Consider the following 25,388-nt stretch of genomic DNA (forward strand, 5'->3'; position numbering starts at 1 on the left):
GCCAAGCGCCGGTAGGGTGGGGTGCTGGTTTCAGCGGGGAACAGCCGCTGAAGGAAACGGGGAAAGAGCAGTGAAAATCTGCCGCTGTCCCGCAGCTGTGAAACGTCGGCTCTCTGCCCACGTCAGTCAGAACGCCCGCCAGATCAAACCGACGAGGATCGACTTTTGAATTCTTTGCCACTGGCCCTGCGCAGGCCGCTGCAGATCGCCGGCCCTGCGCTTCTGGCGGTTCTTCTTTTGGCCAGTCCAGCGTTCGCCCACCATCCCTTTGGCATGGGCGACAGCGCTGAACTCACCCCCCTGCAGGGATTGCTCAGTGGCATGGGTCACCCGCTGCTGGGTCCTGACCATCTCCTGTTTCTGCTGGCCATCGCCTTCATCGGCCTGCACCGTCCCCGCGCCTGGGTGATTCCTCTGCTGGCAGCTGGCCTGGGCGGCAGTGTTCTGTCGCAATTCATCCCCCTGCCGGATGCTGTGGCCCCCTGGGCGGAGGCCATGGTCTCCCTCAGCCTGGTGGTGGAGGGTTTGATGGCCCTCACTGTGGCCTCCACCCGTTGGCTGCTGCCGCTGGTGGCCCTGCATGGTTTTCTGCTCGGCAGCACCATCGTTGGAGCGGAACCCACCCCGCTGTTCACTTATTTCCTGGGTCTGCTGATTGGTCAAGGCGCGCTGCTGCTGGTGGTGAGCAACTGGTCCAAGTCTCTGGTTGAGCGCCTCGGCTCTCAGGGGCAACGGCTTGGTGCCGGCATCTGGATGGGTATCGGCATGGCCTTTGCCTGGGTTGCCCTGATCGACTGATCACGAGCACGCCGTTTCACCGCTTCTGACCCCAGGGATCACCTCTGGGGTTTTTTTTATCTCCTCCAAGTCATGACGTTTGTTCAGCAATTGCTGGTGGCTCCTGCCGCCCTTGGGCTTCTGGTCCCTTTGGCTGTGGTCAACACCCCAGCTGCCCAAGCCACCGAGTTGAACATCAACGGCGTTTCTGATTACGCGGCTACTGCCAGTGGCAACAGCCTTGATCAGGTCACCAGCGTCACCCAGTTCTCTGACGTTGTCCCCACCGACTGGGCCTATCAGGCTCTGGCCAACCTGGTGGAGACCTACGGCTGTGTCGCCGGTTACCCCAACGGCACCTTCCGTGGCAACCGGGCCATGACCCGCTACGAAGCGGCTGCCCTGCTGAACGCTTGCCTCGACCGGATCACTGCAGTGACCGACGAGCTGCGTCGTCTGCTCAAGGAATTCGAAACCGAGCTGGCCATCCTCAAGGGTCGCGTTGACGGCCTCGAGGCCCGCGTCGGCGAACTGGAAGCAACCCAGTTCTCCACCACCACCAAACTCAAGGGCCAGGCCACCTGGGTGTTCGGAGCCAGCCGCTTCAAAGGCTCCGCGTCCCGGCTGCGTTCGGAGAGCAATGAGGCGTTGGGCGGAACCACGTTCAACCACGACCTTCAGCTGGCTCTGGAGACCTCCTTCACCGGTAAGGATCAATTGACCACGGTGTTGCGTGGCGGCAATTTCGACGGAGATGGCAACGTCTTCGGCAGTGGAGGGCCGTCGGGTCTGGCCACCCTGGAAACCGCGTTTCAGGAGGGTGATCGCCCCAATTTGGTGGCGATCGACAAACTCTTTTATTCCTTTCCGTTGGGGGATGAGATCACCATCACCACCGGCCCGATTGTTGGCCAGGAAGACATGCTCGCGATCTGGCCGAGCGTCTATCCCAGTGATCCGATCCTCGATGTGCTCACGGTGAATGGAGCGCCGGGGGCCTACAACAAAAACAAAGGTGCGGGCGTTGGCATCAGCTGGGCAGCGGAAAGTGGAGCCCGCGCGTCGGCCAACTATGTGGCGGCCAATGGTGCATCAAGCGACACCCGTTCCGGTGGTTTCGCCACCGACGAGGCGGGCGGCACCGGCACCCTTCAGTTGGGTTGGGAGGGTGAGCACTGGGGTGTTGCTGCCCTGTATTCCAAGGTTCAGAACGGTCAAGACCTGATCGTGTATGCCTCACCCTTCGCCAGTGATCGCTTCAGTGATCGGGGCGTGACCCACGCCTATGCCCTCGGTGGTTTCTGGCAGCCATTGGAGAGCGGCTGGCTTCCATCGCTGTCCCTCGGTTGGGGCATCAATCAATCCGACACCCAGCGCAAGGGGCAGGTGAGCACCAGTCAGTCCTGGAGGGCTGGACTGGAATGGAGCGATGTGTTGATGGCAGGGAACAACGCCGGAATGGCTGTGGGCCAGCCTGTTTTTGCGACTGATCTGCGTGGTGGCGATACCCCTGCCGATGGCCAGTTCATCTGGGAGTGGTGGTATCAGTTCCAAGTGACCGACAACATCAGCGTCACCCCGGCACTGTTCTATCTGTCGCGACCGATGGGTGAGCTCACACCGAATGGTTCAACCTTCCAGCAACTGGGCGGTCTGATCAAAACGACATTTGTGTTCTGAGCCGTGAATCAATAGCGACGTTGCGCGGTTGCAACGGATCAACCCCTTGTTGAAAGCCCCGTCGAACGTGGTGGCAGCCCGTCACCACACCAATGCTTCGGATACAAGGGGATGCCCAGTTGCTCCGCGCCCTGCTGTTGCACGCCAACGAGCAGGTGTCGACCGCAGTTGAGAAAAGGTCTCAATTCAGGGGCCTTATTGAGAATGACTTGCAATATCGACAAGAGATCTGTACTGTTGCGAGTAATTCTCAATCGCGATAATCCGTGACCGCGTCCGCCTACCGCTTCCTGCCGGACAATCCGATTGCTCCGTTGAGCATGCCCCGCTCGCAGACAGTGCTGATTGATCCCGCCGGGCGTGATCAGGCCACGGTTCTGGAGGTCATTGAAGGTGTGTGCCGCGTGTATTGCCCCTGCGAAGAAACGGAGGGAATGACCCTGGCGTTTCTGCAGTCAGGCGATCGCCTGCGCACCGATCGTCTGTGCAGTGATGGCGTGTGCATCGAGGCCCTTACCGCCTTGAAATTTCGGCGTGATGCTGTCTCAACGGATGAGCTGGGTCTTGATGCGGTGAATGAATGGACGCTCCAGCTCCTGCGCATCCGTCATCTGGGTCAGGCCGAGCAGCGGCTGCATGCCCTGATGGCGCTGCTGGTGAACCGACTCGGTTTTCGTTGCCGCGATGCGTTTCAACTTCCGTTTCGCCTCACCCACGACCGCTTCGGTGAACTCATCGGTGCAACCCGGGTGACTACCACTCGCCTGATGTCGAAATGGCGTCAGGCGAAACTGGTTGCCATGGCGTCCGGTGATGTCACGATGCAGCTCTCACCAGAGTTGATCGCAACATCACCACTTCAGTTTTGATGTTGTGACTCGCCGGCCTCAGCGCCAGCCAGCCTGCGCCATCACTTGAATCGCCTTCTTCTGGTTGGCACCGATCGCGCTGATGGGCACGTTGTCGGGGGTGAACCGTCCGTACTGTTTCAGCACGTTTGAGGAGCCCTGATTTTTCAGCGGATATTCATGGGTTGGCCCAGCGAGCGCCTGGCTTCCCTGCGGGGATGAGAGGAATTCAATCAACTTCAGCGCTTCCCGTTTGTTTTGGGCTGAGATGGCAATGCCAGCTGCACTGATGTTTACGTGAGCTGGATTTGGCATGATCAATTTCACATTCTTTGCCAGCTCCTGATCACCCTTGCCATTGTCTCCGGCTTGCATGCGTGCCAGGTAGTAGTGATTCACAACGCCCACAACACATTTGCCCTGGCCAACGGCCCGAATCAGGGATGTATCTCCTGAGAAAAAGGGCTGTTTGACATTGCCCACCATTGACCTGACCCAAGCTGTTGCTCCGGCTTGACCCTTTAAAACAATTTGGTCGGCAACAAGGGATTGGTTGTAGACATTCTTTCGCTTGCGCAGGCAAAGCTTTCCTTTCAGTTCTGGTTTGCCGAGATCGTCGTAGCCATTGATCGTGGAGGGATCAACCAGCTTGGGGTTGACGATGATTGAGCGCACGCGTCTTGTTAAGCCAAACCAGCGGTTGGAAGGGTCCCGATAGCGCGCCGGGATGTTCGCTTTCAGTCTGTTGCTCTGAACTGGCTGCAGCAGTCCTGCATTGGCAGCATCATTGATGCGTGCAGCATCCACCAAGAGGATCACGTCTGCCTTGGAGTTGCTGCCCTCTCGTTTGAGCCGCTCCACTAAAGAAATTCCGGTGGCTTCAATCAGGCGAACTTTGATCCCTGTTTTCTCGCTGAAACGTTTAAAAACCTGTCGGTCAGTGTTGTAGTGGCGACCTGAATAAACACGCACTTCCTGCGCACCAACAGCTGCGCATCCAACCAGTGGAGCGACGAGGCAGAGTCCAGCGAGAACCTTCAACATGGCTTTACTCTTCATCTCACCATCATAGGTCTTGGATGTCATCTCACCGAGCCAGTTTGTGCGATGTTTTTGTATCATTTGGCCGACTGCCTAGGGTGGTGCAAAGGTTTTGCACTCATTGCGGATGGATCATCTTGTGCGTCCACTGCTTTTGCAGGCTGATGTTGATTCCATTCATCAGCAACTGAGTGCTGCTGACCTGCCTTGGCTGGATGGACGACTCACGGCGGGAGAGCAAGCGGCCTCGGTTAAAAAGAACCATCAACTTGATCCTGAATCTGCTTTGGCAATTCGGGTGGCGAACTCGGTGTCGAAGGCCTTGAAAGCAGATCCTTTGATTAGGAGTTTCGCTTTGATCCGCAAGGTGCACAGTGTCTTGATTTCCCGCTGTGCACCTGGCGATGGATATGGATGGCATGTGGATAATCCGTTTTCCCGTTATGGCCGGCGCGATCTGTCCTTCACCGTTTTTTTCAGCGAGCCGTCCTCCTATCAAGGGGGAGTTTTGCAATTGCAGACGGGGCAGAATGGTGAGGAATTTCGTTGTTGTGCTGGTGAGGTTGTTGTGTACCCCAGCTCCTTATTGCATTGCGTTGCGCCAGTAACGCAGGGGATGCGCTACGCCTGTGTTGGCTGGATCGAGAGCTATGTGAAATCCGCTGAGGATCGTTCCTTGTTGTTCAACCTGGATGCTGGGGCGCGCGGATTGCTGGCCAAGCATGGACGTTCGGATGAGCTTGATCTCATTTTTCAGGCCTACTCCAACGCTGTGCGGCGGCTCTCTGATTGATGGTGTTTCAAATGATGCGTTGACTTGGCTCATTCGTAGCGGCTTTGACGCTAGCGTTGTTGATAATGATTTTTTGGCGTTGGAACATGGCCAAACCCTCTGCAGTCACTGTGTTTTTAGCCGCTTCATCCCTGCTGTTGGCTTCGGCTGATTTACCGGTGGTGCAGGCCCAGGATGGGGGCGGATTGAAGGAGTGGTCGACGGATCAAGCTGTCGATGATGACAGTGTGATGAATGAAGAGGCTGAGGCTCTTCTCAAAAAAGCTGAACAAGAAGATGTTTGTGTTCCCATTGGTGAGGGTGAGAACTGTTGGTGAATCCGTGATACATGTCGTTTGAGGGGCGCTAGCCCCTCTCTTTTTTTGCAAAAAAAAGCGCCCCATAGGGCGCCATTTGCTTGATTGATGTTGGCAATCAGAATTTGAATGTGGTCTTGACCAGACCGCCAAATTTGTTGGCACCATCAACTTGATCTTTGCCATTGGCATCATCAACCCAGAACACCGCAGGTGTAATGGTGATGTTGTCGGTTACGGCGAAGTCGTAGTAAGCCTCGATGGCGAAGTTCTGATCGCCACCATTGGGCCGGTCACGAATCTCGGTGGCGTAGCTGGAGTAGGAACCGAAGCCCAGCCCCAGTTTGTTGCCTTCGACAAAAGCATCCTTCCAGTTCAAGCCGACCATCCAGCCTTTCACTGCCTCGGCATTGCCGTAGTAATCACTATCCGCCCAGCCGAAGTCCAGACCCGCACTGATGGTGGGAATGAATCCGCTGTCGTCTGGTGACCAGTAACCACGCAGACCGACGGCATGAAGGGGGTGAGCCAGATTGTTGGCAGTTGGGGTCGAATACCCTATTGCTGCCTTGGCCTCCGTAACGCCATCGTCTTGTTGCGCATTCTTCAGCGCATAGAGCGCTGAGATGAACCACTTGCGGTTGCCATAGCCCACTTGGCTCAGCAGATAGGCATCGGTGTTTTCACCGAACATGCCTTTTTCTGAATTGCTCAGGGCACCGTCACCACCATCGGCGACGTAGTTCACTGCGATGTTGAAGGCTGCATCGCCAGGATCAGCATCCTGACGCCATTGCACACCAAAGCCCTGGCCTGTGCTTGCACCAAGAACTGCACCGTACCCGCCCAGTTTGAACGCCTTCAGGATCGGCTTATAGCGGGTGGGCGTCTCGATCATGTAGTAATTCTCGATCAGCGCACCAACGGTGACCTTGAACTCATTACCGATGGGGAAGCTGTACCAGAGCTTGTCCACCTTCAAGGTGTTATCACCACTCTTGGCATCAGACAGATAAGAGTCTGATTGCGTCCAGACGTTGTTCATGTTGCCCGCCCGTAGACGGGTGTACAGACGATCCTTCCCGGTAAAGGATGTGTTGAGGTTCAGGGTGTAGCGATAGGAGAAATTGAAGCCATCGTCTTCGCAGGCGCCTCCCTTCTTGTTGCACTCATTGCGATCGGCATACTTCACGGCTCCCGTGAAGAAGTCAGCCTTACCTTTCAGCTTGGTGGTGGTGGAGAACTGGGTTGCTTCCAGTTCGCCCACCCGGGCCTCGAGGCCGTCAACGCGACCCTTGAGGATGGCCAGTTCGGTTTCGAATTCCTTGAGCAGGCGACGCAGCTCGTCGGTCACTTCAGTGATCCGCTCGAGGCAGGCGTTCAGCAGGGCAGCCGCTTCATAGCGGGTCATGGCACGGTTGCCACGGGTGCTGCCGTTGGGGTAGCCGGCGACGCAGCCATAGGTCTCCACCAGGTTGGCCAGAGCCTGATAGGCCCAGTCGGTGGGAACAACGTCGGCGAACTGGGTGACGCTGGTGACCTGCTCAGCGGAAGCCGCGTAATCAGAAACGTCGTTGATGTTCAGCTCGGCGGCATTGGCGCCACTGGCGATCAGGCCAAAGGCAGCAGGAGCCACCAGCAGTTGCTGGAAAAGCTTCATGGGGGTTCCTCACACAGGAATGCCCGTTAGGGCTTGCTTACTTTGACAACCTGCTGAATCGGTTGCACCTTCTTTGAGCTGATGGAGCGTATCTTTTGATACCTGCGCAGGAGCTTGGTTGCTCCCTTGGAGCTTTGATGCTTGGTCTGGCGGAATATGAATCGATTTTGTTGTTTCAACGTGCAGCGTTGATTGATTTGATTTCGTCGGTATTTGTTTTCTCGATTGGTCGTTTTAATTATCCAGGTTTTTGATTGATTCAGGTTTCCATGTTGCTGCTCCGGCGTCTTGTCTGGGGATGAGAATCGTTATCGATATTTCCGTATGAATTGTGTGTGGAAATGGTGTGTTTGTTCTAGGGTCATCTTTTTTCGGCCTAGACAACAGTGAGTTGATTGGTTGTGATGGCTCCCGCTACGCCCGGTGCCTGTCCGCGTTGCACCTGTGAAGTGAAGGCGTCCCAAGCTGTTGTTCGAGACGGGCAGAGTTTCTGTTCAGAGGCCTGTGCCACCGGTCATCCCAACCACGAGCCCTGCCATGGCAGTGGCTCCTGCGGCTGCACCTGCGCGGAGTGAGGCAGTCGGGTTGATTTCAACCCCCTGTTGTGCGGGCCGGCCTGAGCAGCATCATCAGCCCAGACACGGTCACAACAATGGTGAGAGTTCCAAGCAGGATTGGGTACACGGGCTGAAGATTGAGCCAGCCGAACTGTCCTGTGTGCAGTTTGAGCAGCCAGAAGGCATCAATGTTCTGCTCCAGCAGCAGGCTGTAGAGGGAGCCGGTTCCTGCGGTGATCAGCAGTGGTGCTGCGGCGATCGGCACCAGCCAGCGATGGATGCGCCGCGCCTGCCGGCTGTTTGGTCTGGAGGCTTTCATTGCTTGCGCAGCTGTTGGTGGAGTTCCCGCTCATCCGTGCAAGGCATCCAGCGTCCGTTGTTCTCATGAACGCTGTTGCAACCGATCTCAGCTGCCCGCTGCCGGGCTTCGGCTTCGGTGCCATAGAGCCCCTTGCCGTGGGCCATTCCTGGCGTTGTGTTCATCAACAGGGCCAAAACCCCGAAGCTGAAAGCCAATAACGGTTGGATGGCGTTCATCGGTTTAGAAGCCTTCGCAATGTTCGACGGCTTTGAGGTAATTCATCCTGCCGGCAGCTGTGCCTCCCTTGGGATTGATGCTGGCCCGTAGGGCGATCTGTGCATCGATGCAGCGGTTGTAGCGATGGGTTTTGACGGCTTGCGGGATCAGCAGAACCGTGATGCTGAGCAAGCTGAGACTGCTGACGGCTGCCAGTACGGGGTAGGTGTGGGCCCGCACCATCTCGCGAGCTGTGAGCTGTTGTTGGATGTGGTCCACCATGCGTCGCTTGTGTTTGGTTTACACGTATGAACAGCCTTGCGCGTTGATTGGCTTCGAGCAACGTTGCTGATTTGGCGATGCAGCAGAAGAACGTGGAAGCTTTGGTTAGCGCGCTTCGCCATCTCGACCCCATAACAAAAAAATGGTCGCTCTGGGTGTTGAGCAAAGGCGATTCCGTTGTCACGCGACCTACGAGAACCAGCGTCATGACGGAACAACCACAACTCGAGTTATGGCGTGGGTGCGGTGTCCTTTGACTCAATGCGCCACACAGGCCTGGAGTTGTTCCCGCAGGGTGGTGTGGTTGATGTCGCGGCCGATCAGCACCAATTGATTCTTGCGATCACCGGTCCAGTCGGTGTCGTCGATGGAAAAGCGTTTGCCCGCCAGATGGAACACATGGCGGCGTTCGCTTTCGTTGAACCACAAGACTCCTTTGGCCCGGAACACCTCCTGGGGCATCTGGTTGTCGAGGAAGTTTTGGAACTTGCGCAGAGAGAAGGGGCCATCACTTTGGAAGGACACGGAGGTAAATCCCTCGATGTCCTGATGGTCACCGTGGTTGTGGCTGTGGTGATGGTGTCCGTGGTCATGACCGTCCCCATGGCTGTGGGCATGACCGTGATCGTGCCCATGGCTGTGATCGTGCCCATGGCTGTGATCGTTTTCATGACCGTGATCGTGGTCATGGCTGCAGTGGCCATGGTCGTGGTCGCAGTCGCTGTGATCCAGGCTCGGATCGTCGGCGGGAGAACTCACCTTGTCGGATTCGAACAGTCCAACGCTGAGCAACAGGGCAAGAGGCACCTCCCCTTTCACCGACCGCAGGATCCGCGCATCGTTCTTGACGGCTCTGAGTTGCTGTTCGACGCTCTCAAGCCGCTCCTCTGAGACGAGGTCGCACTTGTTCAGCAGCAGGATGTCGCCATAAATCACCTGGGCCCGGCCAACTTCCGTGTCCAGAACGACGTCGTCGAAGTTTTCTGCATCGATCAAGGTGATGATCGAATCCAGGCGGGTTTGGTCCCGCAGCTCACTGCCAATGAAGGTCATGGCCACCGGCAGGGGATCGGCCAGACCGGTGGTTTCCACGACGATGTAATCGAGTGGCTCGGGCCGTTCAATCACCCGTTCCACCGCCTCCATCAGCTCGTCGTTGATCGAGCAGCAGATGCAACCGTTGCTCAGCTCCACCATGTCTTCATCGGTGGTGACGATCAGATCGTTGTCGATACCGATTTCACCGAACTCGTTCACCAGCACCGCGGTCTTCACCCCCTGCTGATTGCTCAGGATGTGATTCAGCAGCGTGGTTTTTCCCGCTCCGAGGAAGCCGCTGAGGATGGTGACCGGGACGCCGGGACTGGCTGGTGCAGTGGTCATTGGGTCAGAAAAACAGAGGTGATCTTTGGGATCAAAGGTTGTGAAACGATGTTCTTGTGATCAGGCGAGCAACTCACTCAGTAGTTGTTGCGACAGAACATCTCGAGACGTGGCAGTCAGCCAAAGCCCCGCCCTGAAGCGTTGGAAGGTTCCCCCGCAATTCGAAATTCGATGTGATCTGTGGAGGGGTCGTAGAGGGTGTAATGCCTCCCTCCGCCAATGCCGATCACGCTTCGTTTGGGCACAGCCTGTTCGCTCTGCTGTTCACCGGCATGGTCTTTGACGTGGGATTGGATGGATCCACCGGAAAGCTCCAGTCGGAACTGACGCTGACAGCGCGCCGTAAACAGCCGGTTCACATCCAGCCGCGTCAGCCGATCCAGAAGTACCAAGGCTGAAGTGTCTTCCGTCAGTCGGTCGCCGACGTCAGCGGAGCTGCCATGAATCAGAGCGCAGTCGAGTTCGATGAAGCCGAACTGCAGCGATGCCAGCCAGTTGAGATGGTCGGCGTCCACCGCAGCGAGAAGTTCTCCGACCGCCGCCTCGCCCTGCTCGGCTCTGAGCCCTTCAGCCTTGCGTTCGCCGCGGTAGCCACACTCCGCCAGAAGCTGTTCTTCCCACCAGCCATAGATGCAGTCGGGCTGAAGATCAGCGCGCTTCGGCTGCCGCAAACGATCGAGCAGTGCATTGCACTTGCGTTGTGATCCGATCAGATCACCGAGAACGAAGAGATTGGCAACACCCCGTTGTTGCTTCAACTCCCTCTGAATCTGTTCGTACAGATCCAGGTCTCCTTGGAGACCACTCACCAGGGCCCAGCGTTCCATCAGCGCTCACACACGTGGCTGGCGTCTTCAGCCCGCTCGGCATATTCGAAGCCGTGGCTGAGCCTCCAGGCAAACACCTCCGGTAAGCCCGCATCAACGATCTCTCGACAGGTTTTGGCGACGTCGTAGTCGACCTCCCGAATCGTCACCTCTCCGGTGTTGTCGTTATGGATCACATAGGTGGCCTTGGTGCTGCCATGACGCGGTTCCCCCACAGAACCAGCGTTAACGATCCGCCGCAACGGCAGTTCAAGCTCCCGCTCTGTTGGTGCGCCTTGATCGCGTTGTTGCACCTTCACTCGAATGGATCCCTGGCGTAGTTCGCGCACATAGGGCTGATGGGTGTGGCCACAGAACAAGGTTTCCGCCCCTGCTGTTTCCACCCGTTCAAGGGCCGCAAAGGCATTCATGTCGGGCAACAGATATTCGTGCTGACTGTTCGGACTGCCATGCACAAACAACAACTTGTCGCGCCGCAGTGTCATCGGAAGTTCAGCCAGAAAGGCCTTGTTCTCCTCCGTCAGCAGATCGGCTGTCCAGTGATGGGCGCGATGACCTCGTCGTTCCGCCAGCTGGGAGGGATAGCTGCATTCACAGGCATTCAGGCCGTCAATGATGTCCTCATCCCAGCAGCCCTGGCAGGTGGGAATCTCGCGCTGACGCACCAGTTCCACCACCTCATTGGGCTGGGGTCCGTAGCCCACAAGATCGCCAAGGCAGGTGATGGTTTGGATGCCCTGGGAGTCGATGTCGTCGAGCACCGCCTCCACGGCGGCAAGGTTGGCGTGCAAACAGGAGATGACGGCGTGGTTCATGTCAATCAGCCTTGAGAGGAGGGTTGCTGTTGCTGTTGCTGTTGCTGTTGCTGTTGCTGTTGCTGGAGCTGTTGTTGCTGCATGGCGAGCACGTCATCCGTGAGCAAGCAGTCGCTGATGGTGGCTTGAATGCCTTCAGGGTTGAGTGCCTTGCCCTGAACAACGAGCTCGGAGGTTCGACTGGGGCGACCCTCTGGCGGTGCCGTGGCGTCCAGGGGAAGGAACTGGGATGACTCCTGGCTCACCATCCAATTGCAGAAAAATGCCCGCCCGTCAGGAAGATTCATCAGGCCTTTGGCGCGGTACACATCGCCGTAAGCACCGTTCACGAGTTCAAACCAAAAGCTGCTCAGGCTGTTGGGATCCCAAACACAACCCGAAAGAGAGGTGTGCCAGGCCTCGAGCTTGCTGAACCCCAGGGTGTCCTTTGCAGGCAATTCAGGGTCTCGCCCGAAGTGCAGGAGTTGGTCGGGGTGCAGCTGCAAGGCCACCAGCTTGGAGCGAACGTCGTCTCCGAGCCCTTCAATTCCCTCCTGGCTGGGGGGATGGAACTGCTGAACTTCGATCAGGGTCAGCCCATCGTTGTCCTGCTTCAGATCCGTTGCGTTGGCTATTGCCAGTTCCTCAAGCCTGGGCACCTGGTCCTTGAGCCAGGTCAGGTCGATTCCGCTGTCATCCCCCTGTTCAAGCCCCGCTGCCTTTTCTCCCTCCAGCCGCAGGTAGGCGCAGGGGCCTTGATGCTGCTGAAGCCTTTGGAGCGCCCAGGTTGTTTTCCCGCACCCCGGAGGGCCTGAAATCAGGCACACCTGGCCCATCGCAACCTCCTCGACGTCCGAGAATCATTCTCATTATGAGCCGCCGTCGCTGCCCTGTCCCGTTCTTCCTGTGCCTTTGGTCGCTTGGTATCGCTTGCTATGGCGCTCCCTGCGTCTCTCGCTAGGGTCATCGGAACCCGGTTTTGATCTATGCAGGCCTTGGAGTTCCTCGCCCTCGTGCTGGTGAACTTGGCTCTGACGATTTATCTGGTTGAAAAGGGAGCAAAGTTCTGGAAGGAGCAGCGCCGCCTCAAGCGCCTCGTCAACCAGCATCCTGAAATGAAGGGGGTGCATCCCGATGAGGATGGTCTCTTTGTGTTTGAGAGCGATGATTCGCTCAAGGTGCTCGTGCTGGAGAACGATCAGCCCGGTTCTGATGAGCCCTTCTACGTCACAGAAGAGGATCTGGAAGAGGACTGAATCAATTGGTGCAGGAATGGAACGATGAGTTCATCACCCAGGCTCAGCATGAGCTCAAGGGAATGGTGGCTGACTGGAAATATGACTACGGCGTGAGTGATTGCGATTGCTCGGCCATGTTGCTTTGGATGCTGATCAAGCTCAATCCCGACGCCAAGATCGATGCTGGCCTGCTTGATCGCTGATGCGACTGTTCACTAGGTGCAATCACCGATGCCATTTGGTTCCTGTGGATACAGAATGAACAGGTAACCCCCAGCTCAGAACAGGGGGAAACTGCGTCGAACAGGGGAGGGACTAGGGAACCCTTCCTTTTTTATGGACTCCCTTTGCAGTGTTTGCCCCGGCGCTACATCTGGGGTTTTGCCACAAAAAAGCCCGCCGAAGGGGCGGGCCGGGTGATGGGGTCTCTCAATATAACGAGCAAGGCCACCACATGCAGTGTTGACGTGTGATCAAGGGGCTTTGCATAAGTAATCGTGCTCCCCCTAGATCTGGGGCTGGATGAGTATTATCGAGCCAACGCATCAAGATCTGGTGCTGTGAGCCGGGTGATGGGGATTGCTCCGGCTTGATGATTCGCTCCATTGGTTGGGGCGAATTTTTTTGTTATCGATGTGAGCTGTGGTTGTGTTCCACTTCCGGCACGTTGCGGCTCAGGTAGAGAGCGTTGCTGAGCCCCATCACAACGGTGCATCCGGCTGGTCCGCAGACCCGATACAGGTGATTGCCGATGGATTCCACAGTTCCATTGCCTTGAACGGAGTAGGGCAGATGAAGGGTCTCGGCCATGGGATCACGCTTGAAACTCAAGCCGTCCTACGGATTCGTATTTGGACTGGTCTGCGACAACCGATACGGGCTTGACTTTCTTTGCGTCTCTCAGCATTCCTTAAGAATTGCGCTCCCGTGGCCTGGAGGCCTCAGGTGCCTGGAAAATGGCTGGCCCTGAGCCGATTGAGGTGATCGCGCACTTCCAGATCGGGCATGCGCATCACCCGTTGCATCAGGTTCTGCCGGTGGGCATAAAGCCCTTTGCATCCCTTCAGCGGTTCGATCAGCAGATCGAGCAATTGAGCTTTCGCGGTTGTGTTGGTAATGGTTTTCGGTGCTCCTCGCCTCGTGTTTCATCAGCATCGGCAAAGCCTGTGGGCCACACATCACTCACTCGAGGGGTTGTGGGGTGGTGATTCAAAGCAATGTCTCCCTCATCTGAGGGGACGGTGTCTGATGTCTCCCCTTAACGTGACCTGTCTTCTGGGGCTCCGATGAAGGTTCTGCAATCCGTTCTGGCGTTGCTGCTGGTGCTGGTGCTGGGTTGTGCAACAACCTCAACAGTGTCTGCGGCAACGCTTGAAGAAGCGGCCAGTGGTGATCTGATTGCCACGCTGGAAAAGGCGCGGGATGTTCGCGAGCAGGCCGATATCAAGATTCGGGAAAACCTCAAATTGATGGCGTCGAGCTGTCTTTACATGAGCGATTCGTTGAAGGAGTTGATGGCTCTTGAGAATCAGTTTGAAGACCGCCAGATCGAAGATTTCACCGTTGGAATGGCGGACGCGGTTGAGCTGGAGTTGCTCGATGAGGAGTCACGCAAGATCAAAGCGCTTTACCGCAGATCCCACTGTGATGATCCGATCATCCTTCGTGAGCAACTGCGGCAGGCCGATCAAAAGCGCAAGGCCTGAATCAGCAGCAGACCCCCGGTCCCTTTGATGGAGGGGGCCGGGGGTCTGTGTTTGAACGGTGGTGTTCAGGGTTGGTGTGGCCGTCCCATTCCGGTGAACAGGCGGCCTAACTCGCTCGTTTGTGCATGACGCAATCCATCAGATGGGGCTGAAGGAAGGTCGAAGCGTCTGGCTTATGGCGCCTGGGGCCATGTTCCAAGGGGTCGGGTGATGGGAGCTCCTTAGGGCACCTGGCACGGTGCAGATGGAGTGCCGATCGGCCTGGCCTTTCGCACAAGGCCTGTCGAAGGGCGCACCCAACAAGAGGTGTGAAAACTGTTGGAGCAGGGGCCTGAAAGTCAGCTTGCTTCTGACGTCTGCTCGGTTGGACCGTCGTCTCGCATGGACGCCTCCGATCTCGATGCACACAGTCTTGGGGCTGGGCCAGGCCCTGGCAATCAGCACGAACACGCATTGCCTTTGAGGGCAGAACCAGCTGAAAGTGGGGCTGGCGTGGATGCGATCTGATTAGAGTGGACCACAGCGTGTGGCTGATGACGATTCCCTTCGGCACGCCTGAGCCTTCGGACGGTCTGCTTAACAAGTCGGTGTCATCCACCCGACTGCGCGCCTGGTTGAACACCCGCCTCCGCCAGCTCGCGGTGGGGCAGCGGATTCAGGATGCGCGGGCCTTGCGCAGCGAATTCCTGGTGGAGTGATGCTTATCGCGTGCTGCTTTCGTGAGAGTCAGAGCTTGCCCCACTCACCCTCCAGACGGCTTCTATCGATCCAGGCACACATTTGCCGCAGTGCGGCGTCATCCATCTGCACAAGATGATCGGTCCACTCCTGCATGATCAGTTCGAGGTGATCGGGATTGTGGATGGTGAGGTCTGGGCCCATCAGCACGTATTTGATGCTGAGCAGTTTCCAGGCCTGGGCCTCGAGCAGCCAGGGGTGAGCTGCCTTCAACCGTTCCACCCGACTAATCGGCTGATATTCACTGTCCATGGTCTGATTTATTGCCAAGACAACTAGGCCGCCTTTTGGCTTCGCTGGTGCGCCTGAAGTGAAAGGAAGAGTGCGCGCGGATTGCCGTAACGGTTTGGAAGGGCCTGATGCAGTCGGTTCAGGCGTCGCCAGCAGACGCTCTTGCTGGCTTCTTCTTCCTTCACGCCATCCGCCACCAGGTATTTCATGGCGCGGGTGTATACCGATTCCGTTTCCCGCAGTTCGGCCAGGGAAGGTTCATTGGTGAAGGTGATTGCAGCCATCTGTTCGAGATATCACTTATCGCCATTCATTGACGCCTTGGCAGCGTCTGGATTTCTACCCCCATCTGGGGTGAATCGTTCCCTCAGATCTGAACCATGCCGCAGCGCATTCCTTTGAGGACGGCCTGAACCCTGTTGTTCACTTCGAGGGTTCGCAGGAGCCGTTTGGTGTAGGTGCGTGCGGTTTCTTCGGTGACGATGAGATCCTCGGCAATTTCTTTATCGGACATGCCGCGGGCGAGGCGGTCGAGCACTTCATATTCCCGTGGTGTTAGTCGCGGGCAGCTCAGATAGGGCAGTTCATCTGAGCGCAGAGATGGGCTGCGGTAGGAGTGATGTCCCATCACCGCAAGCACTGCTGCCTCAAGAGGTTTGCGGTCTTCGATGATGTCGGCTTCGGCAACCACGGCTTCCAGCCAGGATGCGTTGTCGTACTCCACTGGAATGGCATCGCTCAACGCCAGCACCACCACTTTTAAACCGGGTTGAAGCTCCCGGGCTTTGCGCGCCAACTCAAAGCCATTGCCTTTTTCAAGTAGATCTGTGCAGAGAAGCAGCTCAAATGAATCCTTTCTGAGATAACTCAGACAGGACTCTTCATCCGTAACAGCACAGCCGATGCGAGATCTTTCGCTAAAACTTTCGCAGAAGCAGCGCAGGAAAATCGTCCCTTCATTGCCAAGGCAATGCTTCCGTTGATGGCAACGGAAAGCAGGGGCTCTTCGTCTGCAGATTTGGGTTCGCTCTGCAGGTACGGGGTCAGATCCATGCGCGTGCCTGCATCTTTGATCCATCCTTGCGGGCCAACCTGCCCATCTGGTTGCGACCGTCGTCAGTCGTCATAGACGCGGCATTCCGGAGCGTCGGGATTCAGGTCGCAATGCACTTCGAGGGAGGTGGGGTCCTTGTGCTCTCCGGGATGGTGGCTTTGGTATGTCTCGAGTCCCTCAAGCTCGGTGGCGTAGTGACGCGCCTTGGCCTCATCACCGCTGGCCTGAGCCTTGGCCAGTTCCTCACGGTCTTTGGCGATGTGGGTTTCGATTGATTCCACGCTCAAAATTGCAATCAAAGCCATCTAACGCGCTGGCTGGATTATTGAGCTACCCCCATCCGGGGACAGAACGATTGTCCCCATTTGGGAGGCGATAAATCGGCCTCATTCATTGCACAGTTCTGCCTGGCAGCGTGAAGGTTCCATGAGCACATCCAACCTCAGTATCGGAGAGCTCGAAGCCAAATATCCGCTGTACTGCAAGGCTTTGAAGATGCTGATCAAGCAGGGAAAAACAAGCGCTGAACTTGAGCGAACACTTTGCTGGGATCGTTTGCGCCTGTTGCATCGCTCCTTGCCAAGGCAATACAAATCTCCTGAGCGGTTGATGTTGATGATTCAGGCCGAGTTTTCGTCAGTAACTGATGCCTAAGGAGGAATGATGTCAATCGAAGCTGATGCCATCATGGCTCAAGTTGTGAGCGAGGTGATGCAGAGGATTGCAGCCCTTGATCAAGAACAACGCTATGAAGACAGCTATGCGTTGACTCAGGAATTCAGGGAGTGGTTGCTAGACCCGCAGATTCAACCGAGTTCGAGGCAGGCCAGGCCATAAACGTTGCGGTCGTGGCCCTCCGGCATTGGGCCTTTGTACATGCGCACGGTCGAGCCCATGGGTTTGAAGCCCTTCGCCGTTGTGATCGTTTTGGCAGATGGGTTATGCCCCGGGGTGTCGATCAGAACGATTCCCTTGTGGCGATCGATGGCGTTGTTCAGTAACAGCGATGCTATGACGGGATCTTCTGCCAGCCAGGGCCCCACCCGCCAACCTTCACCGATGGGGAGTAAGCAAGGCCGAATGCGCACGTAGCCGTGGCATGTTCCCTGGGAATCTCTTGCCACAAACACGTCTCCTGCCCTGTGGCGTAACCACAGTTCAAGGAAATGGGGCCGTGGACTGATTTCGTGGCGTTCGTCGTAGCGCTGAATCGCCTCGAGAGAGATCTCACGCAGTGGCACAACGGAGATGTCGCTGCGCTGGAGCAGGGTGGTGTTCGGGTGTTGTGATTGATCGCTGCGGCAGAGCATCTGCCGGCGTGTGGTGACGCAGTCCTTTTGAAATCCGGCTTTCTCGTAGAAGCCCACCATCTGGACTGCCGCCTCCAGGCCGATGCACTCCACGCTGCTGAGGTTTTTCAAGGCGTGTTGCCAGAGGCGACGGCCAATTCCCTGACCCCGATGCTCTGGCTTCACCACAAACAGGCCGATGAAGGCGTAGCTGGAGCTGTAGGTGACGGCGGCGATGCAGCCCACTGGCACGTCGTCTTGCCAGGCCAACCAGATCCCCTGACGGTCGGTGTTGGCGTAGATCTCGATGTCGCCCACTCCTGGAGCAAAATCCTGTTCACGGGCCATCTCGGTGATGACGTCGAGATCGGCTGGCGTGAACGGTTTGATCTCCAGCATCGACAGTCAGGCGAGGGATCTGCAACCTGAGTGTTCGATCAGTGCTCAGGCGGCGTCAGGCCGCCTGAAGAATCGAATCAACACTGGTTGGATATCGACGCACGTAGGCATCGGTTTCCATGGCGACGATGCGCGCTTCTTGGCGATTGGCCGCGTGGAGTTGGAGCGTGTGTTGGCTGCCGTCGTTCTTCTTGTATCGAACGACAAATCGTTGTGGTGCAGTTGTCATCGCTCTGTGACCTTCCTTCCGATGCGCACAGTTGCTGGCCGCAGGGCGCAGGCAAGGGCATGGAATGGGCGGTGAGTCCCCTCAACAATGAGGCTTCCCATGGGTTGTGCTTGAGCAAGGTCGAGCTTCATGGCTTTGCCTCGAGTGGAACTGTCTTACTGCTTCTGAACGCGTTGATCTATCCCCCATCTGGGGACAATTCGTTGTTTGCATCCATCGGCGCATGCGTGATCCGAATCGTTTTAGGCGGTTCTCCTCTCCCCACTGTTCAGGTTTCCCGCGATGGTGATGGCGGACGAAGGTTCATGAGGGCAACAACCCCTGAGGCTCACTCCTCGGGGGTTTTTCACGTCTGTTCCCAGTGAACAGTTGCTCTCTAGTGTGCTGATCACGACTCCTCTTCCCCAAGAGCTTCTGATCCCCATGACTGCTTCGAAGCTGTTCGATTTCCTCGGCCGGGTGCTGATGGCGGCTGTGTTTGTGAATGCCCTGCCGGCCAAATTCACCAACTTCGCTGAAACCGCAGGCTTCATCGCCTCCAAGGGCATCCCCGAACCCCTGGCTTCTGTGCTGTTGGTGGCGGCGATTGTGGTGCTGATTGCCGGATCGATCCTGCTGGTGTTCGGCAGCAACACGGTGCTGGGGGCCTCACTGCTGCTGCTGTTCCTGGTGCCCACCACGCTGATCTTCCACACCTTCCCGGTGGACAGCGGCTTTGCGATGAACCTGGCCCTGATCGGCGCGTTGATCTTGGCTATCACCCGTGCCTGGGGCAATGGCGTGCCCAGCTTCACGCACCTGCGCTCCAAGGGTTGATTGCCGGTTGGCTGGATCAGGGCAGGGCCAGGGCCGTTCCTTCGCGGCGCGGATCAGCGGCCCCCTGCCAGCCAGCACCGATTTTTTGAATCAGAGCTGTGCCGCTGCCGATGCTCTGACGCCGCGGGCTTGCCTCGCTTTTGAGCTGCTGCAGCTGAAACGGCCAGGGCAGCGGCGGATCGCTTTCCAGCACAAGCGTTGTGCCACGCCGAGAGAGATGGGGCAGCCCCACCGCCCGCGCTGGCGGTTCGTTCCAGACCAAGGCCGCCAGCAACACCCGGCTGAGTAGATGGGGGATGCTGCGGCCGCCTGGGCTGCCGAGGGCCAGCACCGGCTCGCCGTTGCGGAAGACCAGCGTCGGCGCCATCGACGACATCGGCCGCCGTCCAGGCAGCCGGCGGTTGGCGACCGGTTTGCCGCCAAGGCTGGGCTTGAAGGCGAAATCGGTGAGCTGATTGTTCATCACCATGCCTCCCACCAGGTGCCGACTCCCGAAGATCGTCTCCACCGATGAGGTGTAGGAGGCGATGTTGCCGCTGGCATCCACGATGGTGATCTGGCTGGTGCCCTGTTCGATGCCACGATTCGACCGACCGTAGGGATAACGATCGATGCCTGGGGGTAGCCCTGGCGTTGGCCTTGAGCCGTTGGTGCCCTGCATGGCTCTGGCCCGGCTGGCGATGTAGGCCGTATCCAGCAGGGCTGTGCTGGGCACCGCTCCATCGATGGGGTCGTGCACCCAATAGAGGCGGTCGGCATCGGCCCAGGCCTGGGCGCGGGCCAGCTGCCGCCACACCTGCGGCTCAGCTGCGCTGGAGCTGGCCAGGTTGCTGCTCTGGTTCAGCAGCGCCAGGGTTTGCAGCAGCGCCAAGCCACCGCTGCTGGGGGGCGGCACCGTGCAGATCCGGTGCTGCAGCTGCTGGCTGCACAGGGGGGTGCGCCGGACCACGGCATAGCTGCTCAGATCAGTAGAACTCCAGCCTTGGAAGTTCGGCTCGCTGGCCCGCAGGGCATTCACCTCGTCCAGGATCTGCTGCGCCAGAGGCCCTTGATAAAAGGCTGGTCCCCCTTCCCTGGCCAGCAGTTTCAGGGTGCGTGCCAGGGCTGGGTTACGGAAGGGTTGATCCGCTGCTGGTGGCTGGCCACCGGGCAGGTAGAGCGCTTGAAACGCAGGGCTGTGGGCCACGCCGAAACGCTGGGCCAGGCGAATCGAGCGCACCATCCGCGGGCTCGGTAGGAAGCCTGCGCTGGCCAGGCGGATCGCCGGTTGCAGAGTTTGGCTCCAGGGCAGCTGGCCGTGGTTTTGATGGGCCTGCCAGAGCAGGGCCACGGTGCCGGGAATGCCGATGGCGTTGGCTTGGCTGGTGGCCTGACGCCAAGGGAGGGGATCCCCCGCGGCGTCGAGCAGATCGCTGGGGCGGCTGCGTTCGGGTGCCACTTCACGGCCATCCAGCACTGCAAGCTGGCGTTGCTTGGCCTCCCAGTGCAGCAAAAAACCGCCACCTGCCAGACCGGAGCTCTGGGGTTCCACCACCGCCAGCACCGCCTGGGCTGTCACCAGAGCATCGATGGCGCTGCCGCCGTTGTTCAGCGCAGTCAGCGCTGCCGTGCTGGCGAGGGGATTTGCGGTGACCACCACGGCGGATCCGCGGGCGGTGGAGATGCCTCTGGTGCTGGGGTCGCTGGATTCCGGATCGTCGCGGCTGATCGGGGCTGCCGCTGCGGGGAGGCTGCTCCAAAGGCTCAGCGCCAGCAGCAACGCTTTGAGCTGGGGGAGCACGGCGTTGGATCGGCTGGTTTCAGTCTTGTGGCTGGTGAGGCGGACTGCTGGCCTTTGCTGGCCTTCTGATCAAAAAAAAGAGGCGGCCCCTCAGCCCGCTCCTGCTTGACGCATTGAAGGCACCACAGCCTTCACCTCAAGAGTGGATCAGTGGAGGGCCGTTCGAGGTGCGATTGGAGCGTTTCTCAGGGAATTCTCAGGAGGTGGAATAGGCATTTCAGCTCAATGAGAATCATTCCCGTATGGCCGATGATCGTGCCGGCGCGAGCACCACTGCAAACGCTTCTGGAGGGAATAGGGAGCAGGTTCCCTCGCCTGCTCCTCTCCTCTCGGCTGTTAGCGAGAAGCGGCCGTTCATTAGGAGGAAATGTATCCGCAGGCCCACCTACGGGATACATCACACACCTGATTGAAACTTACCCAAAAAAGGTTCCCGAAGAGCCCACTCCCCGGGAACGACTCGTGCATGCAAAGAGAACTTAATGCTGCGCAATCTCCCTTAACAATGGGTAATTGTGCTCAGCCAGAGATGGCTGGGTCTCGCTTTGATTGCCCTGGCTCTGAGTCGCTTGGCGCGTCCCAGATATCCAATAAAAAACCCCTGCCTGCTGCAGGGGCGCATAACCGTTTTGTTGTGGAAGATGGGCTCAGAGGCCGAGGAATTTGGCTGGAATTCCATCCAGGCTGTTGTTGCCCATCATCTGGAAGATGACGTTGATCAGCATTCCTCCGATGTGGAAAGCTCCCACCAGAGCCAGGCCTCTCCAGAGTTTTTCGGCTGCTGCTGGGGGCTGATTGTTGGCCCAGGTGCCGTTTCCGTTGGTCATCGGTTTATCGCAACTTCAATAACGTTGGCGAAAGAGGCCGCAGGGGGCCAGCACTCGTCACCGAGATTCATCAGCTCAAGGTTGGAGGGCTCTGGCGAGTGCCAAGAAAAGTTAGGTATTGCTGCTCTGGAATAGCTCTATCAATCCGTCGTAAGGATCAAATCATCAGCCCAAAGGAGGCTGTCATGTTTGAGGTTCTTAAGGGTCATACCGGCAGCTGCCAGCGCAGAACCTGCCTGAAGTGGGAAATCAACGGTGAGTTGTCAGCTCTTGATCGAAAGAACCTGATGCAGCTGTTGTGCCAAGTGGACAAACAAGCCTGTATCGATGATGTCGGCCTCGAGCTCGACGCAGAGACAGAGATGGATGGAATGTGATTGACGCTTCTTTCTCTACGCCTGATCGCCCTTTCGTCAAGGCGTCATGGCGCCCATGGTTCCACTCGTACACCCAAGCCCATCACCGTGGAGTCCAATGGAAAGGGCTAAGACCAAGCCAAGTGTTTTTCTGATCGCGTCATGCCGGTCCCGGAAGGGATCGGTCTTTTTTGCCATCAGCGCACCGGTGGTGGACAGCGTCGCCAGCCCGTTTTGAGCATGGTGTTCCAGGCTTCGATGGCGTTGTGCCGAAGCATCCGTCGCCGGGTCTGGGGCACCGGTGGATTGGGCGGAATCCAGCTGTAGCTGCGCACCACCACCCACTGAGCATGGGCGGTGGATGCATCTGGCTTGAACTGCACCACCTTCTGCTGCTCGGCGCTCACCAGCCAACCCTCTCCGCCTTGCTGTTCCGGTGGTTCGTGGGTGGCGCGGTAACGGGGCAAGGGGGTGGGGCGACGGCAACAGAGAACAGCTCAGCAAAGCATCTTCTGCCGAGGCGACGCCCCGGCTTCACGATGGCGAATTTGCTGCTTGAACGGTGGGCCAAATCGAGCAGGACGCTGTTCAGGCCTCAAGGACGCTGGCGAATCCGACGGAACATCAATGGATGCGGTGTTGTTTTGCTCGAGGGAAAGAAGCTTGTCTCAGTCAAAACGAGGCTTGAGAGAAGCTCCTGTTGGCCTTGGCTTGCGACCACGGTCCAACCAAGGCAGGGAACCTTTGCATGGGTCGATGCATCGATCGATGGTTTAGAGAAAGACGTCGAGCATCTTTTTGTTTCTCCAAGAAAAAACATAAAGTTTTGTCATTGATCGATAAGCAAAACTTCGAAGTTCAACGCATTGGCTCAAAAAGTTATTGGGTCTTCATTCTTTTCTCGCATACATTCCGGCAAACCCAGAAAGCGATGCCCTGCCGTCAGGTTGAAGATTTTTCTCAGAAAATTGCCTCAGACTTTGCCTCAGCTTGCAGGACTGATGAGGAGAGTGAGGATTGTTTTGGTACTGCTTACAACTATGGTCGCGACCATGTGACCCGACTGACGCACGAGATCATTCGACTTCAGCGGGAGAGTGGTTTGTCGCGAAAGGAGATCGTTGAATCGATCAAAGATCTGGCTAGTCATATGAATGCTCTCTCTTATGTGTTTCTCATGGCGGCCGATGTTGCCGAGAAATCCCTGGATCATGATTGATCCTGAGGATGCACCCGCACACAACGAGTCAGCTGAAGATGCTCCTTGTTATGCCCCGCGAGGCGATTTTCTGATCGGTCTTGCTCAGGAAGCGCTTTCCTTCACGAGGAGACGGAAGCTTGAGAAGGAGATTGCAGTGATCAAATCAGCGCTGAAGGGCCATGACGAGAAACCCACAACCCGTCGCGCCAGGCAACTCAAAACCCGTCTTGACAAGCTCAAGGATGAACTAAAGAGCAATTCATAGGCATGACTGCAAAAACTCGAGGGGTTCTTTCCGCCAGCTTGTTCAGACCCTGCTGTATCCAAGCTTGGTTTCAAAGATCTTGAGTGGAAGTCCAAACGACTCCATCAGCTGCCGGCAGTCATCGCCCACCGTTCCGTAAACCTCAACGCTGAAGCCATCGCCAAGCTCCGCATGCTTCTGCAGATACTCCTGAACGGGAGGATTGGAGACGTGGGCGCTGAATGCTTCGTCGTTGGAGTAGACCTCAGACCACACGAACGCCTGAGGATCGTCTGGGTCTTGATCAAAGGTGTGATGAATCATGCCTGGCTCAGAAGCCTGAACGGCTTCGTCGGTGACGCGGGCAAGCTCCAGGTACTGGTCCACACAACCGGGCTTGACGTGGATTCGCGCCAGCAACATGAAGGGTGTGGACTGGTCGAAGCTGGCCATGGGCTTTCAGGCGGTGCCCAAGTGTTCCATAGATTCAGGTTGAAAACCCCTGGAAGTGCACTCCCCAGGGGAACTCACGCTTGTCTTCAAGTCTCGTTTCAGTGGAGACGATCAGGCGGCTAGAGGTTGTTGTTTCAGCGATAAGCGACCACCAGCCATCGAGTTGTGAACCAGGTCTTCGGCGTAGCGGCGGCCTGCTTGTTGCGCTTCTCGAACGCTTTTAAAATTGCCGACAAAGTCGTATTCCTTTCCATCAACCGTTGCCGCAACCGCATAGAGCCTGTCAGCAACTTTGCTCACAGACCAGCGCAAAAAGCAGGCCGGGGAGTTCTTCTGGCTGTGCATACTGTCCTCCATGAAATAACGGGACGACTTAAGCACTTGATTACTTGTTTGATTTCAAAGCTTTAAATATTGCAAATAGGTAATTATATTTCTTTCATGATTTGCTCATCAAGTACTTATTGAATCGATTGGTGTGCAGGGGCGTGGCCGAGGTTTTTGAGCAGCTCCCTCTGCCGCGATGGCTGACCTTCAACCAAGCTGCGACTTAACGATGTGGAGCCACGGAACCGCGAGGAGAAGCGAGTCCTCCCCGAGCGATGCGGTATCCGCATAAACACGTTCGTCACGTCACACTGATTTGCGCCTGATGCACTGAATTTCTACAGCTTTTAGACACAGAGAGGTTCCCCCATTGATCGCTCTCAACGGGGAAACTCGTCTGCTAGCCCCAGGGTCGCTCTCCCTGTGCTGCTCAGCACCACACTGGTGTGCGGGCGACTGAGGGCTCAATGATGGGGCCATTCAGCAGGCTTGTCTGGAAATTTCTGAAGATGTGCTGATCCTCCAAAAATTTCGGTAGATCCCTGCGATGGTTTCGACTGATACGGACTGCCTAAAAGCTCGATTGGCCTCGGGAGAACGGCTGGATTCGCTAGACAAACGGACCCAGCAGTTGCCGCTGACATGGGTCCGCGTCCCGGGCTAGGTGCATGAGACCAGGACCCGATACAGATAAGCCATTGGAGCCAGTTGATTCAGCGAAATCCGCTACTCAAATTGCTCCACATGTCATGCGGGCGCTTTGCGGAAATTGGTTGAATACGGGAACCGGTAGCCAAGCTCCATTTCCTCCAGCTGCTCCTCGGCGAGGTAGAGGCTGCGCGTGAAGAAGCACACGTTCTCGCTGTCGCACACCAGAAATTTGCCGGCCTCGATTTTTTGGATGGATGAGCCGCGCGGAGTCTGTACGATTAAGTCTGCTTGAGCCATGGAGCGTTCTGGCAACTCTTCCCTGTCATGGCTTTCATCGTTTTCGTTTGGTCGTTACAACGCTCACACTTCGACAATGTCATTCCTTCAAGTTTCT

At 57.2% G+C, this 25,388-nt stretch carries 37 protein-coding genes, 1 pseudogene and 1 riboswitch; of the genes and pseudogenes, 15 read left to right on the forward strand and 23 right to left on the reverse strand.

Going from position 1 to position 25,388, the window contains the following annotated elements; genetic code table 11:
- Positions 1-8: 8 nt before the first annotated feature.
- Positions 9-158, forward strand: a riboswitch (cobalamin riboswitch).
- Between the two features lie 7 nt (positions 159-165).
- The 3 genes from AAXE93_RS01900 to AAXE93_RS01910 all read left to right on the forward strand — a co-directional run bounded on the left by AAXE93_RS01900 (position 166) and on the right by AAXE93_RS01910 (position 3,326).
- A complete protein-coding gene (locus AAXE93_RS01900) occupies positions 166-798 on the forward strand; it encodes a HupE/UreJ family protein (protein WP_390127637.1) in 633 nt (210 codons plus the stop codon).
- A 72-nt stretch (positions 799-870) separates the two neighbouring features.
- Positions 871-2,457, forward strand: a complete 1,587-nt coding sequence (locus tag AAXE93_RS01905) for an iron uptake porin (protein WP_390127638.1) — start codon at positions 871-873, stop codon at positions 2,455-2,457.
- A 320-nt stretch (positions 2,458-2,777) separates the two neighbouring features.
- Positions 2,778-3,326, forward strand: coding sequence for a Crp/Fnr family transcriptional regulator (locus AAXE93_RS01910; protein ID WP_390128651.1), 549 nt, complete (start codon positions 2,778-2,780; stop codon positions 3,324-3,326).
- 18 nt (positions 3,327-3,344) lie between these two features.
- Here the strand turns inward: AAXE93_RS01910 and AAXE93_RS01915 are convergent, their stop codons facing one another.
- Positions 3,345-4,391: an extracellular solute-binding protein gene (locus AAXE93_RS01915; RefSeq protein ID WP_390127640.1), complete on the reverse strand. Its 1,047-nt coding sequence runs from the start codon at positions 4,389-4,391 to the stop codon at positions 3,345-3,347.
- Positions 4,392-4,473: 82 nt separating this feature from the next.
- Here AAXE93_RS01915 and AAXE93_RS01920 point away from each other — a divergent pair, with 82 nt between their 5' ends.
- Together AAXE93_RS01920 and AAXE93_RS01925 are read left to right on the forward strand one after the other, a co-directional pair.
- On the forward strand, positions 4,474-5,139 hold the full coding sequence (locus AAXE93_RS01920) for a Fe2+-dependent dioxygenase (RefSeq protein ID WP_390127642.1): 666 nt from the start codon (positions 4,474-4,476) through the stop codon (positions 5,137-5,139).
- An 86-nt stretch (positions 5,140-5,225) separates the two neighbouring features.
- A complete protein-coding gene (locus AAXE93_RS01925) occupies positions 5,226-5,456 on the forward strand; it encodes a hypothetical protein (protein ID WP_186540552.1) in 231 nt (76 codons plus the stop codon).
- A gap of 97 nt (positions 5,457-5,553) precedes the next feature.
- Here AAXE93_RS01925 and AAXE93_RS01930 read toward each other — a convergent pair whose 3' ends face one another.
- Complete coding sequence (locus AAXE93_RS01930) at positions 5,554-7,095, reverse strand: iron uptake porin (protein ID WP_390127645.1); 1,542 nt, start codon at positions 7,093-7,095, stop codon at positions 5,554-5,556.
- A gap of 404 nt (positions 7,096-7,499) precedes the next feature.
- Here AAXE93_RS01930 and AAXE93_RS01935 point away from each other — a divergent pair, with 404 nt between their 5' ends.
- Positions 7,500-7,670: a conjugal transfer protein TrbI gene (locus tag AAXE93_RS01935; protein WP_390127646.1), complete on the forward strand. Its 171-nt coding sequence runs from the start codon at positions 7,500-7,502 to the stop codon at positions 7,668-7,670.
- A 16-nt stretch (positions 7,671-7,686) separates the two neighbouring features.
- Here AAXE93_RS01935 and AAXE93_RS01940 read toward each other — a convergent pair whose 3' ends face one another.
- The 7 genes from AAXE93_RS01940 to AAXE93_RS01970 form a co-directional block, all read right to left on the reverse strand.
- Positions 7,687-7,971 carry a hypothetical protein gene (locus tag AAXE93_RS01940; RefSeq protein ID WP_390127648.1) on the reverse strand — a complete coding sequence of 95 codons (285 nt, stop codon included), beginning with the start codon at positions 7,969-7,971 and terminating at the stop codon, positions 7,687-7,689.
- On the reverse strand, positions 7,968-8,189 hold the full coding sequence (locus AAXE93_RS01945; protein ID WP_390127650.1) for a DUF3721 domain-containing protein: 222 nt from the start codon (positions 8,187-8,189) through the stop codon (positions 7,968-7,970). Before AAXE93_RS01945 ends, AAXE93_RS01940 begins: the two co-directional genes overlap by 4 nt.
- A gap of 4 nt (positions 8,190-8,193) precedes the next feature.
- Positions 8,194-8,451: a hypothetical protein gene (locus AAXE93_RS01950; protein ID WP_390127652.1), complete on the reverse strand. Its 258-nt coding sequence runs from the start codon at positions 8,449-8,451 to the stop codon at positions 8,194-8,196.
- Positions 8,452-8,709: 258 nt separating this feature from the next.
- Positions 8,710-9,834: a CobW family GTP-binding protein gene (locus AAXE93_RS01955; protein WP_390127654.1), complete on the reverse strand. Its 1,125-nt coding sequence runs from the start codon at positions 9,832-9,834 to the stop codon at positions 8,710-8,712.
- Between the two features lie 116 nt (positions 9,835-9,950).
- The gene (locus AAXE93_RS01960) at positions 9,951-10,661 is read right to left on the reverse strand and encodes a phosphoesterase (RefSeq protein WP_250396585.1); all 711 of its coding nucleotides are present in this window, start codon (positions 10,659-10,661) and stop codon (positions 9,951-9,953) included.
- A complete protein-coding gene (locus AAXE93_RS01965) occupies positions 10,661-11,476 on the reverse strand; it encodes a metallophosphoesterase family protein (RefSeq protein WP_390127657.1) in 816 nt (271 codons plus the stop codon). Before AAXE93_RS01965 ends, AAXE93_RS01960 begins: the two co-directional genes overlap by 1 nt.
- Before the next feature lie 5 nt (positions 11,477-11,481).
- A complete protein-coding gene (locus tag AAXE93_RS01970) occupies positions 11,482-12,291 on the reverse strand; it encodes a GTP-binding protein (protein WP_390127659.1) in 810 nt (269 codons plus the stop codon).
- A gap of 150 nt (positions 12,292-12,441) precedes the next feature.
- On the opposite strand from AAXE93_RS01970, the gene AAXE93_RS01975 reads away from it, so the two are divergent.
- Positions 12,442-12,711 (forward strand): hypothetical protein, encoded by a 270-nt coding sequence (locus AAXE93_RS01975; protein WP_390127661.1) that lies wholly within the window; start codon positions 12,442-12,444, stop codon positions 12,709-12,711.
- A gap of 8 nt (positions 12,712-12,719) precedes the next feature.
- On the forward strand, positions 12,720-12,896 hold the full coding sequence (locus tag AAXE93_RS01980; protein WP_390127663.1) for a hypothetical protein: 177 nt from the start codon (positions 12,720-12,722) through the stop codon (positions 12,894-12,896).
- Positions 12,897-13,320: 424 nt separating this feature from the next.
- Here the strand turns inward: AAXE93_RS01980 and AAXE93_RS01985 are convergent, their stop codons facing one another.
- Both AAXE93_RS01985 and AAXE93_RS01990 read right to left on the reverse strand, forming a co-directional pair.
- A complete protein-coding gene (locus tag AAXE93_RS01985; protein WP_390127665.1) occupies positions 13,321-13,503 on the reverse strand; it encodes a hypothetical protein in 183 nt (60 codons plus the stop codon).
- A 131-nt stretch (positions 13,504-13,634) separates the two neighbouring features.
- Positions 13,635-13,784, reverse strand: a complete 150-nt coding sequence (locus AAXE93_RS01990) for a hypothetical protein (protein WP_390127667.1) — start codon at positions 13,782-13,784, stop codon at positions 13,635-13,637.
- A gap of 195 nt (positions 13,785-13,979) precedes the next feature.
- Here AAXE93_RS01990 and AAXE93_RS01995 point away from each other — a divergent pair, with 195 nt between their 5' ends.
- Together AAXE93_RS01995 and AAXE93_RS02000 are read left to right on the forward strand one after the other, a co-directional pair.
- A complete protein-coding gene (locus AAXE93_RS01995; RefSeq protein ID WP_188020615.1) occupies positions 13,980-14,399 on the forward strand; it encodes a hypothetical protein in 420 nt (139 codons plus the stop codon).
- A 533-nt stretch (positions 14,400-14,932) separates the two neighbouring features.
- Entirely contained in the window at positions 14,933-15,097 is a 165-nt protein-coding gene (locus AAXE93_RS02000; protein WP_011364523.1) for a hypothetical protein, read from the forward strand.
- Positions 15,098-15,125: 28 nt separating this feature from the next.
- Here AAXE93_RS02000 and AAXE93_RS02005 read toward each other — a convergent pair whose 3' ends face one another.
- The 4 genes and pseudogenes from AAXE93_RS02005 to AAXE93_RS02020 form a co-directional block, all read right to left on the reverse strand.
- On the reverse strand, positions 15,126-15,389 hold the full coding sequence (locus AAXE93_RS02005; protein WP_390127670.1) for a hypothetical protein: 264 nt from the start codon (positions 15,387-15,389) through the stop codon (positions 15,126-15,128).
- Positions 15,390-15,412: 23 nt separating this feature from the next.
- The gene (locus tag AAXE93_RS02010) at positions 15,413-15,652 is read right to left on the reverse strand and encodes a DUF3136 domain-containing protein (protein WP_250396592.1); all 240 of its coding nucleotides are present in this window, start codon (positions 15,650-15,652) and stop codon (positions 15,413-15,415) included.
- Between the two features lie 83 nt (positions 15,653-15,735).
- A pseudogene (locus AAXE93_RS02015) lies at positions 15,736-16,421 on the reverse strand (LuxR C-terminal-related transcriptional regulator).
- Between the two features lie 63 nt (positions 16,422-16,484).
- Entirely contained in the window at positions 16,485-16,703 is a 219-nt protein-coding gene (locus tag AAXE93_RS02020) for a CP12 domain-containing protein (protein ID WP_390127672.1), read from the reverse strand.
- 145 nt (positions 16,704-16,848) lie between these two features.
- Between AAXE93_RS02020 and AAXE93_RS02025 the strand changes: the two genes are divergently transcribed.
- Positions 16,849-17,076, forward strand: a complete 228-nt coding sequence (locus AAXE93_RS02025; protein ID WP_390127675.1) for a DUF3136 domain-containing protein — start codon at positions 16,849-16,851, stop codon at positions 17,074-17,076.
- A 152-nt stretch (positions 17,077-17,228) separates the two neighbouring features.
- Here AAXE93_RS02025 and AAXE93_RS02030 read toward each other — a convergent pair whose 3' ends face one another.
- The gene (locus AAXE93_RS02030; RefSeq protein WP_390127677.1) at positions 17,229-18,110 is read right to left on the reverse strand and encodes a GNAT family N-acetyltransferase; all 882 of its coding nucleotides are present in this window, start codon (positions 18,108-18,110) and stop codon (positions 17,229-17,231) included.
- Positions 18,111-18,165: 55 nt separating this feature from the next.
- The gene (locus tag AAXE93_RS02035; protein WP_006043228.1) at positions 18,166-18,339 is read right to left on the reverse strand and encodes a hypothetical protein; all 174 of its coding nucleotides are present in this window, start codon (positions 18,337-18,339) and stop codon (positions 18,166-18,168) included.
- Positions 18,340-18,762: 423 nt separating this feature from the next.
- On the opposite strand from AAXE93_RS02035, the gene AAXE93_RS02040 reads away from it, so the two are divergent.
- Positions 18,763-19,155: a DoxX family protein gene (locus AAXE93_RS02040; protein WP_186497609.1), complete on the forward strand. Its 393-nt coding sequence runs from the start codon at positions 18,763-18,765 to the stop codon at positions 19,153-19,155.
- A gap of 16 nt (positions 19,156-19,171) precedes the next feature.
- On the opposite strand, the gene AAXE93_RS02045 is transcribed toward AAXE93_RS02040, so the two are convergent.
- Together AAXE93_RS02045 and AAXE93_RS02050 are read right to left on the reverse strand one after the other, a co-directional pair.
- A complete protein-coding gene (locus AAXE93_RS02045) occupies positions 19,172-20,935 on the reverse strand; it encodes a gamma-glutamyltransferase family protein (RefSeq protein ID WP_390127680.1) in 1,764 nt (587 codons plus the stop codon).
- Between the two features lie 647 nt (positions 20,936-21,582).
- Positions 21,583-21,762 carry a hypothetical protein gene (locus tag AAXE93_RS02050; RefSeq protein ID WP_390127682.1) on the reverse strand — a complete coding sequence of 60 codons (180 nt, stop codon included), beginning with the start codon at positions 21,760-21,762 and terminating at the stop codon, positions 21,583-21,585.
- Positions 21,763-21,947: 185 nt separating this feature from the next.
- Between AAXE93_RS02050 and AAXE93_RS02055 the strand changes: the two genes are divergently transcribed.
- Positions 21,948-22,139, forward strand: coding sequence for a hypothetical protein (locus tag AAXE93_RS02055; protein WP_250396600.1), 192 nt, complete (start codon positions 21,948-21,950; stop codon positions 22,137-22,139).
- A 176-nt stretch (positions 22,140-22,315) separates the two neighbouring features.
- On the opposite strand, the gene AAXE93_RS02060 is transcribed toward AAXE93_RS02055, so the two are convergent.
- On the reverse strand, positions 22,316-22,585 hold the full coding sequence (locus tag AAXE93_RS02060) for a DUF1651 domain-containing protein (protein ID WP_390127684.1): 270 nt from the start codon (positions 22,583-22,585) through the stop codon (positions 22,316-22,318).
- Between the two features lie 281 nt (positions 22,586-22,866).
- On the opposite strand from AAXE93_RS02060, the gene AAXE93_RS02065 reads away from it, so the two are divergent.
- Together AAXE93_RS02065 and AAXE93_RS02070 are read left to right on the forward strand one after the other, a co-directional pair.
- Positions 22,867-23,337, forward strand: a complete 471-nt coding sequence (locus AAXE93_RS02065; protein WP_390127686.1) for a hypothetical protein — start codon at positions 22,867-22,869, stop codon at positions 23,335-23,337.
- Positions 23,330-23,584 (forward strand): hypothetical protein, encoded by a 255-nt coding sequence (locus tag AAXE93_RS02070; protein ID WP_390127688.1) that lies wholly within the window; start codon positions 23,330-23,332, stop codon positions 23,582-23,584. Before AAXE93_RS02065 ends, AAXE93_RS02070 begins: the two co-directional genes overlap by 8 nt.
- 42 nt (positions 23,585-23,626) lie before the next feature.
- Here AAXE93_RS02070 and AAXE93_RS02075 read toward each other — a convergent pair whose 3' ends face one another.
- The 3 genes from AAXE93_RS02075 to AAXE93_RS02085 all read right to left on the reverse strand — a co-directional run bounded on the left by AAXE93_RS02075 (position 23,627) and on the right by AAXE93_RS02085 (position 25,306).
- Entirely contained in the window at positions 23,627-24,016 is a 390-nt protein-coding gene (locus AAXE93_RS02075) for a putative quinol monooxygenase (protein ID WP_390127690.1), read from the reverse strand.
- 111 nt (positions 24,017-24,127) lie between these two features.
- Positions 24,128-24,373, reverse strand: a complete 246-nt coding sequence (locus AAXE93_RS02080; protein ID WP_390127692.1) for a hypothetical protein — start codon at positions 24,371-24,373, stop codon at positions 24,128-24,130.
- A gap of 717 nt (positions 24,374-25,090) precedes the next feature.
- On the reverse strand, positions 25,091-25,306 hold the full coding sequence (locus AAXE93_RS02085) for a hypothetical protein (RefSeq protein WP_390127694.1): 216 nt from the start codon (positions 25,304-25,306) through the stop codon (positions 25,091-25,093).
- Positions 25,307-25,388: the final 82 nt, after the last annotated feature.

Origin of the sequence: Synechococcus sp. HIMB2401 (assembly GCF_042883245.1) — a bacterium.
In the GTDB taxonomy this organism is placed as follows: Bacteria; Cyanobacteriota; Cyanobacteriia; order PCC-6307; family Cyanobiaceae; genus Parasynechococcus.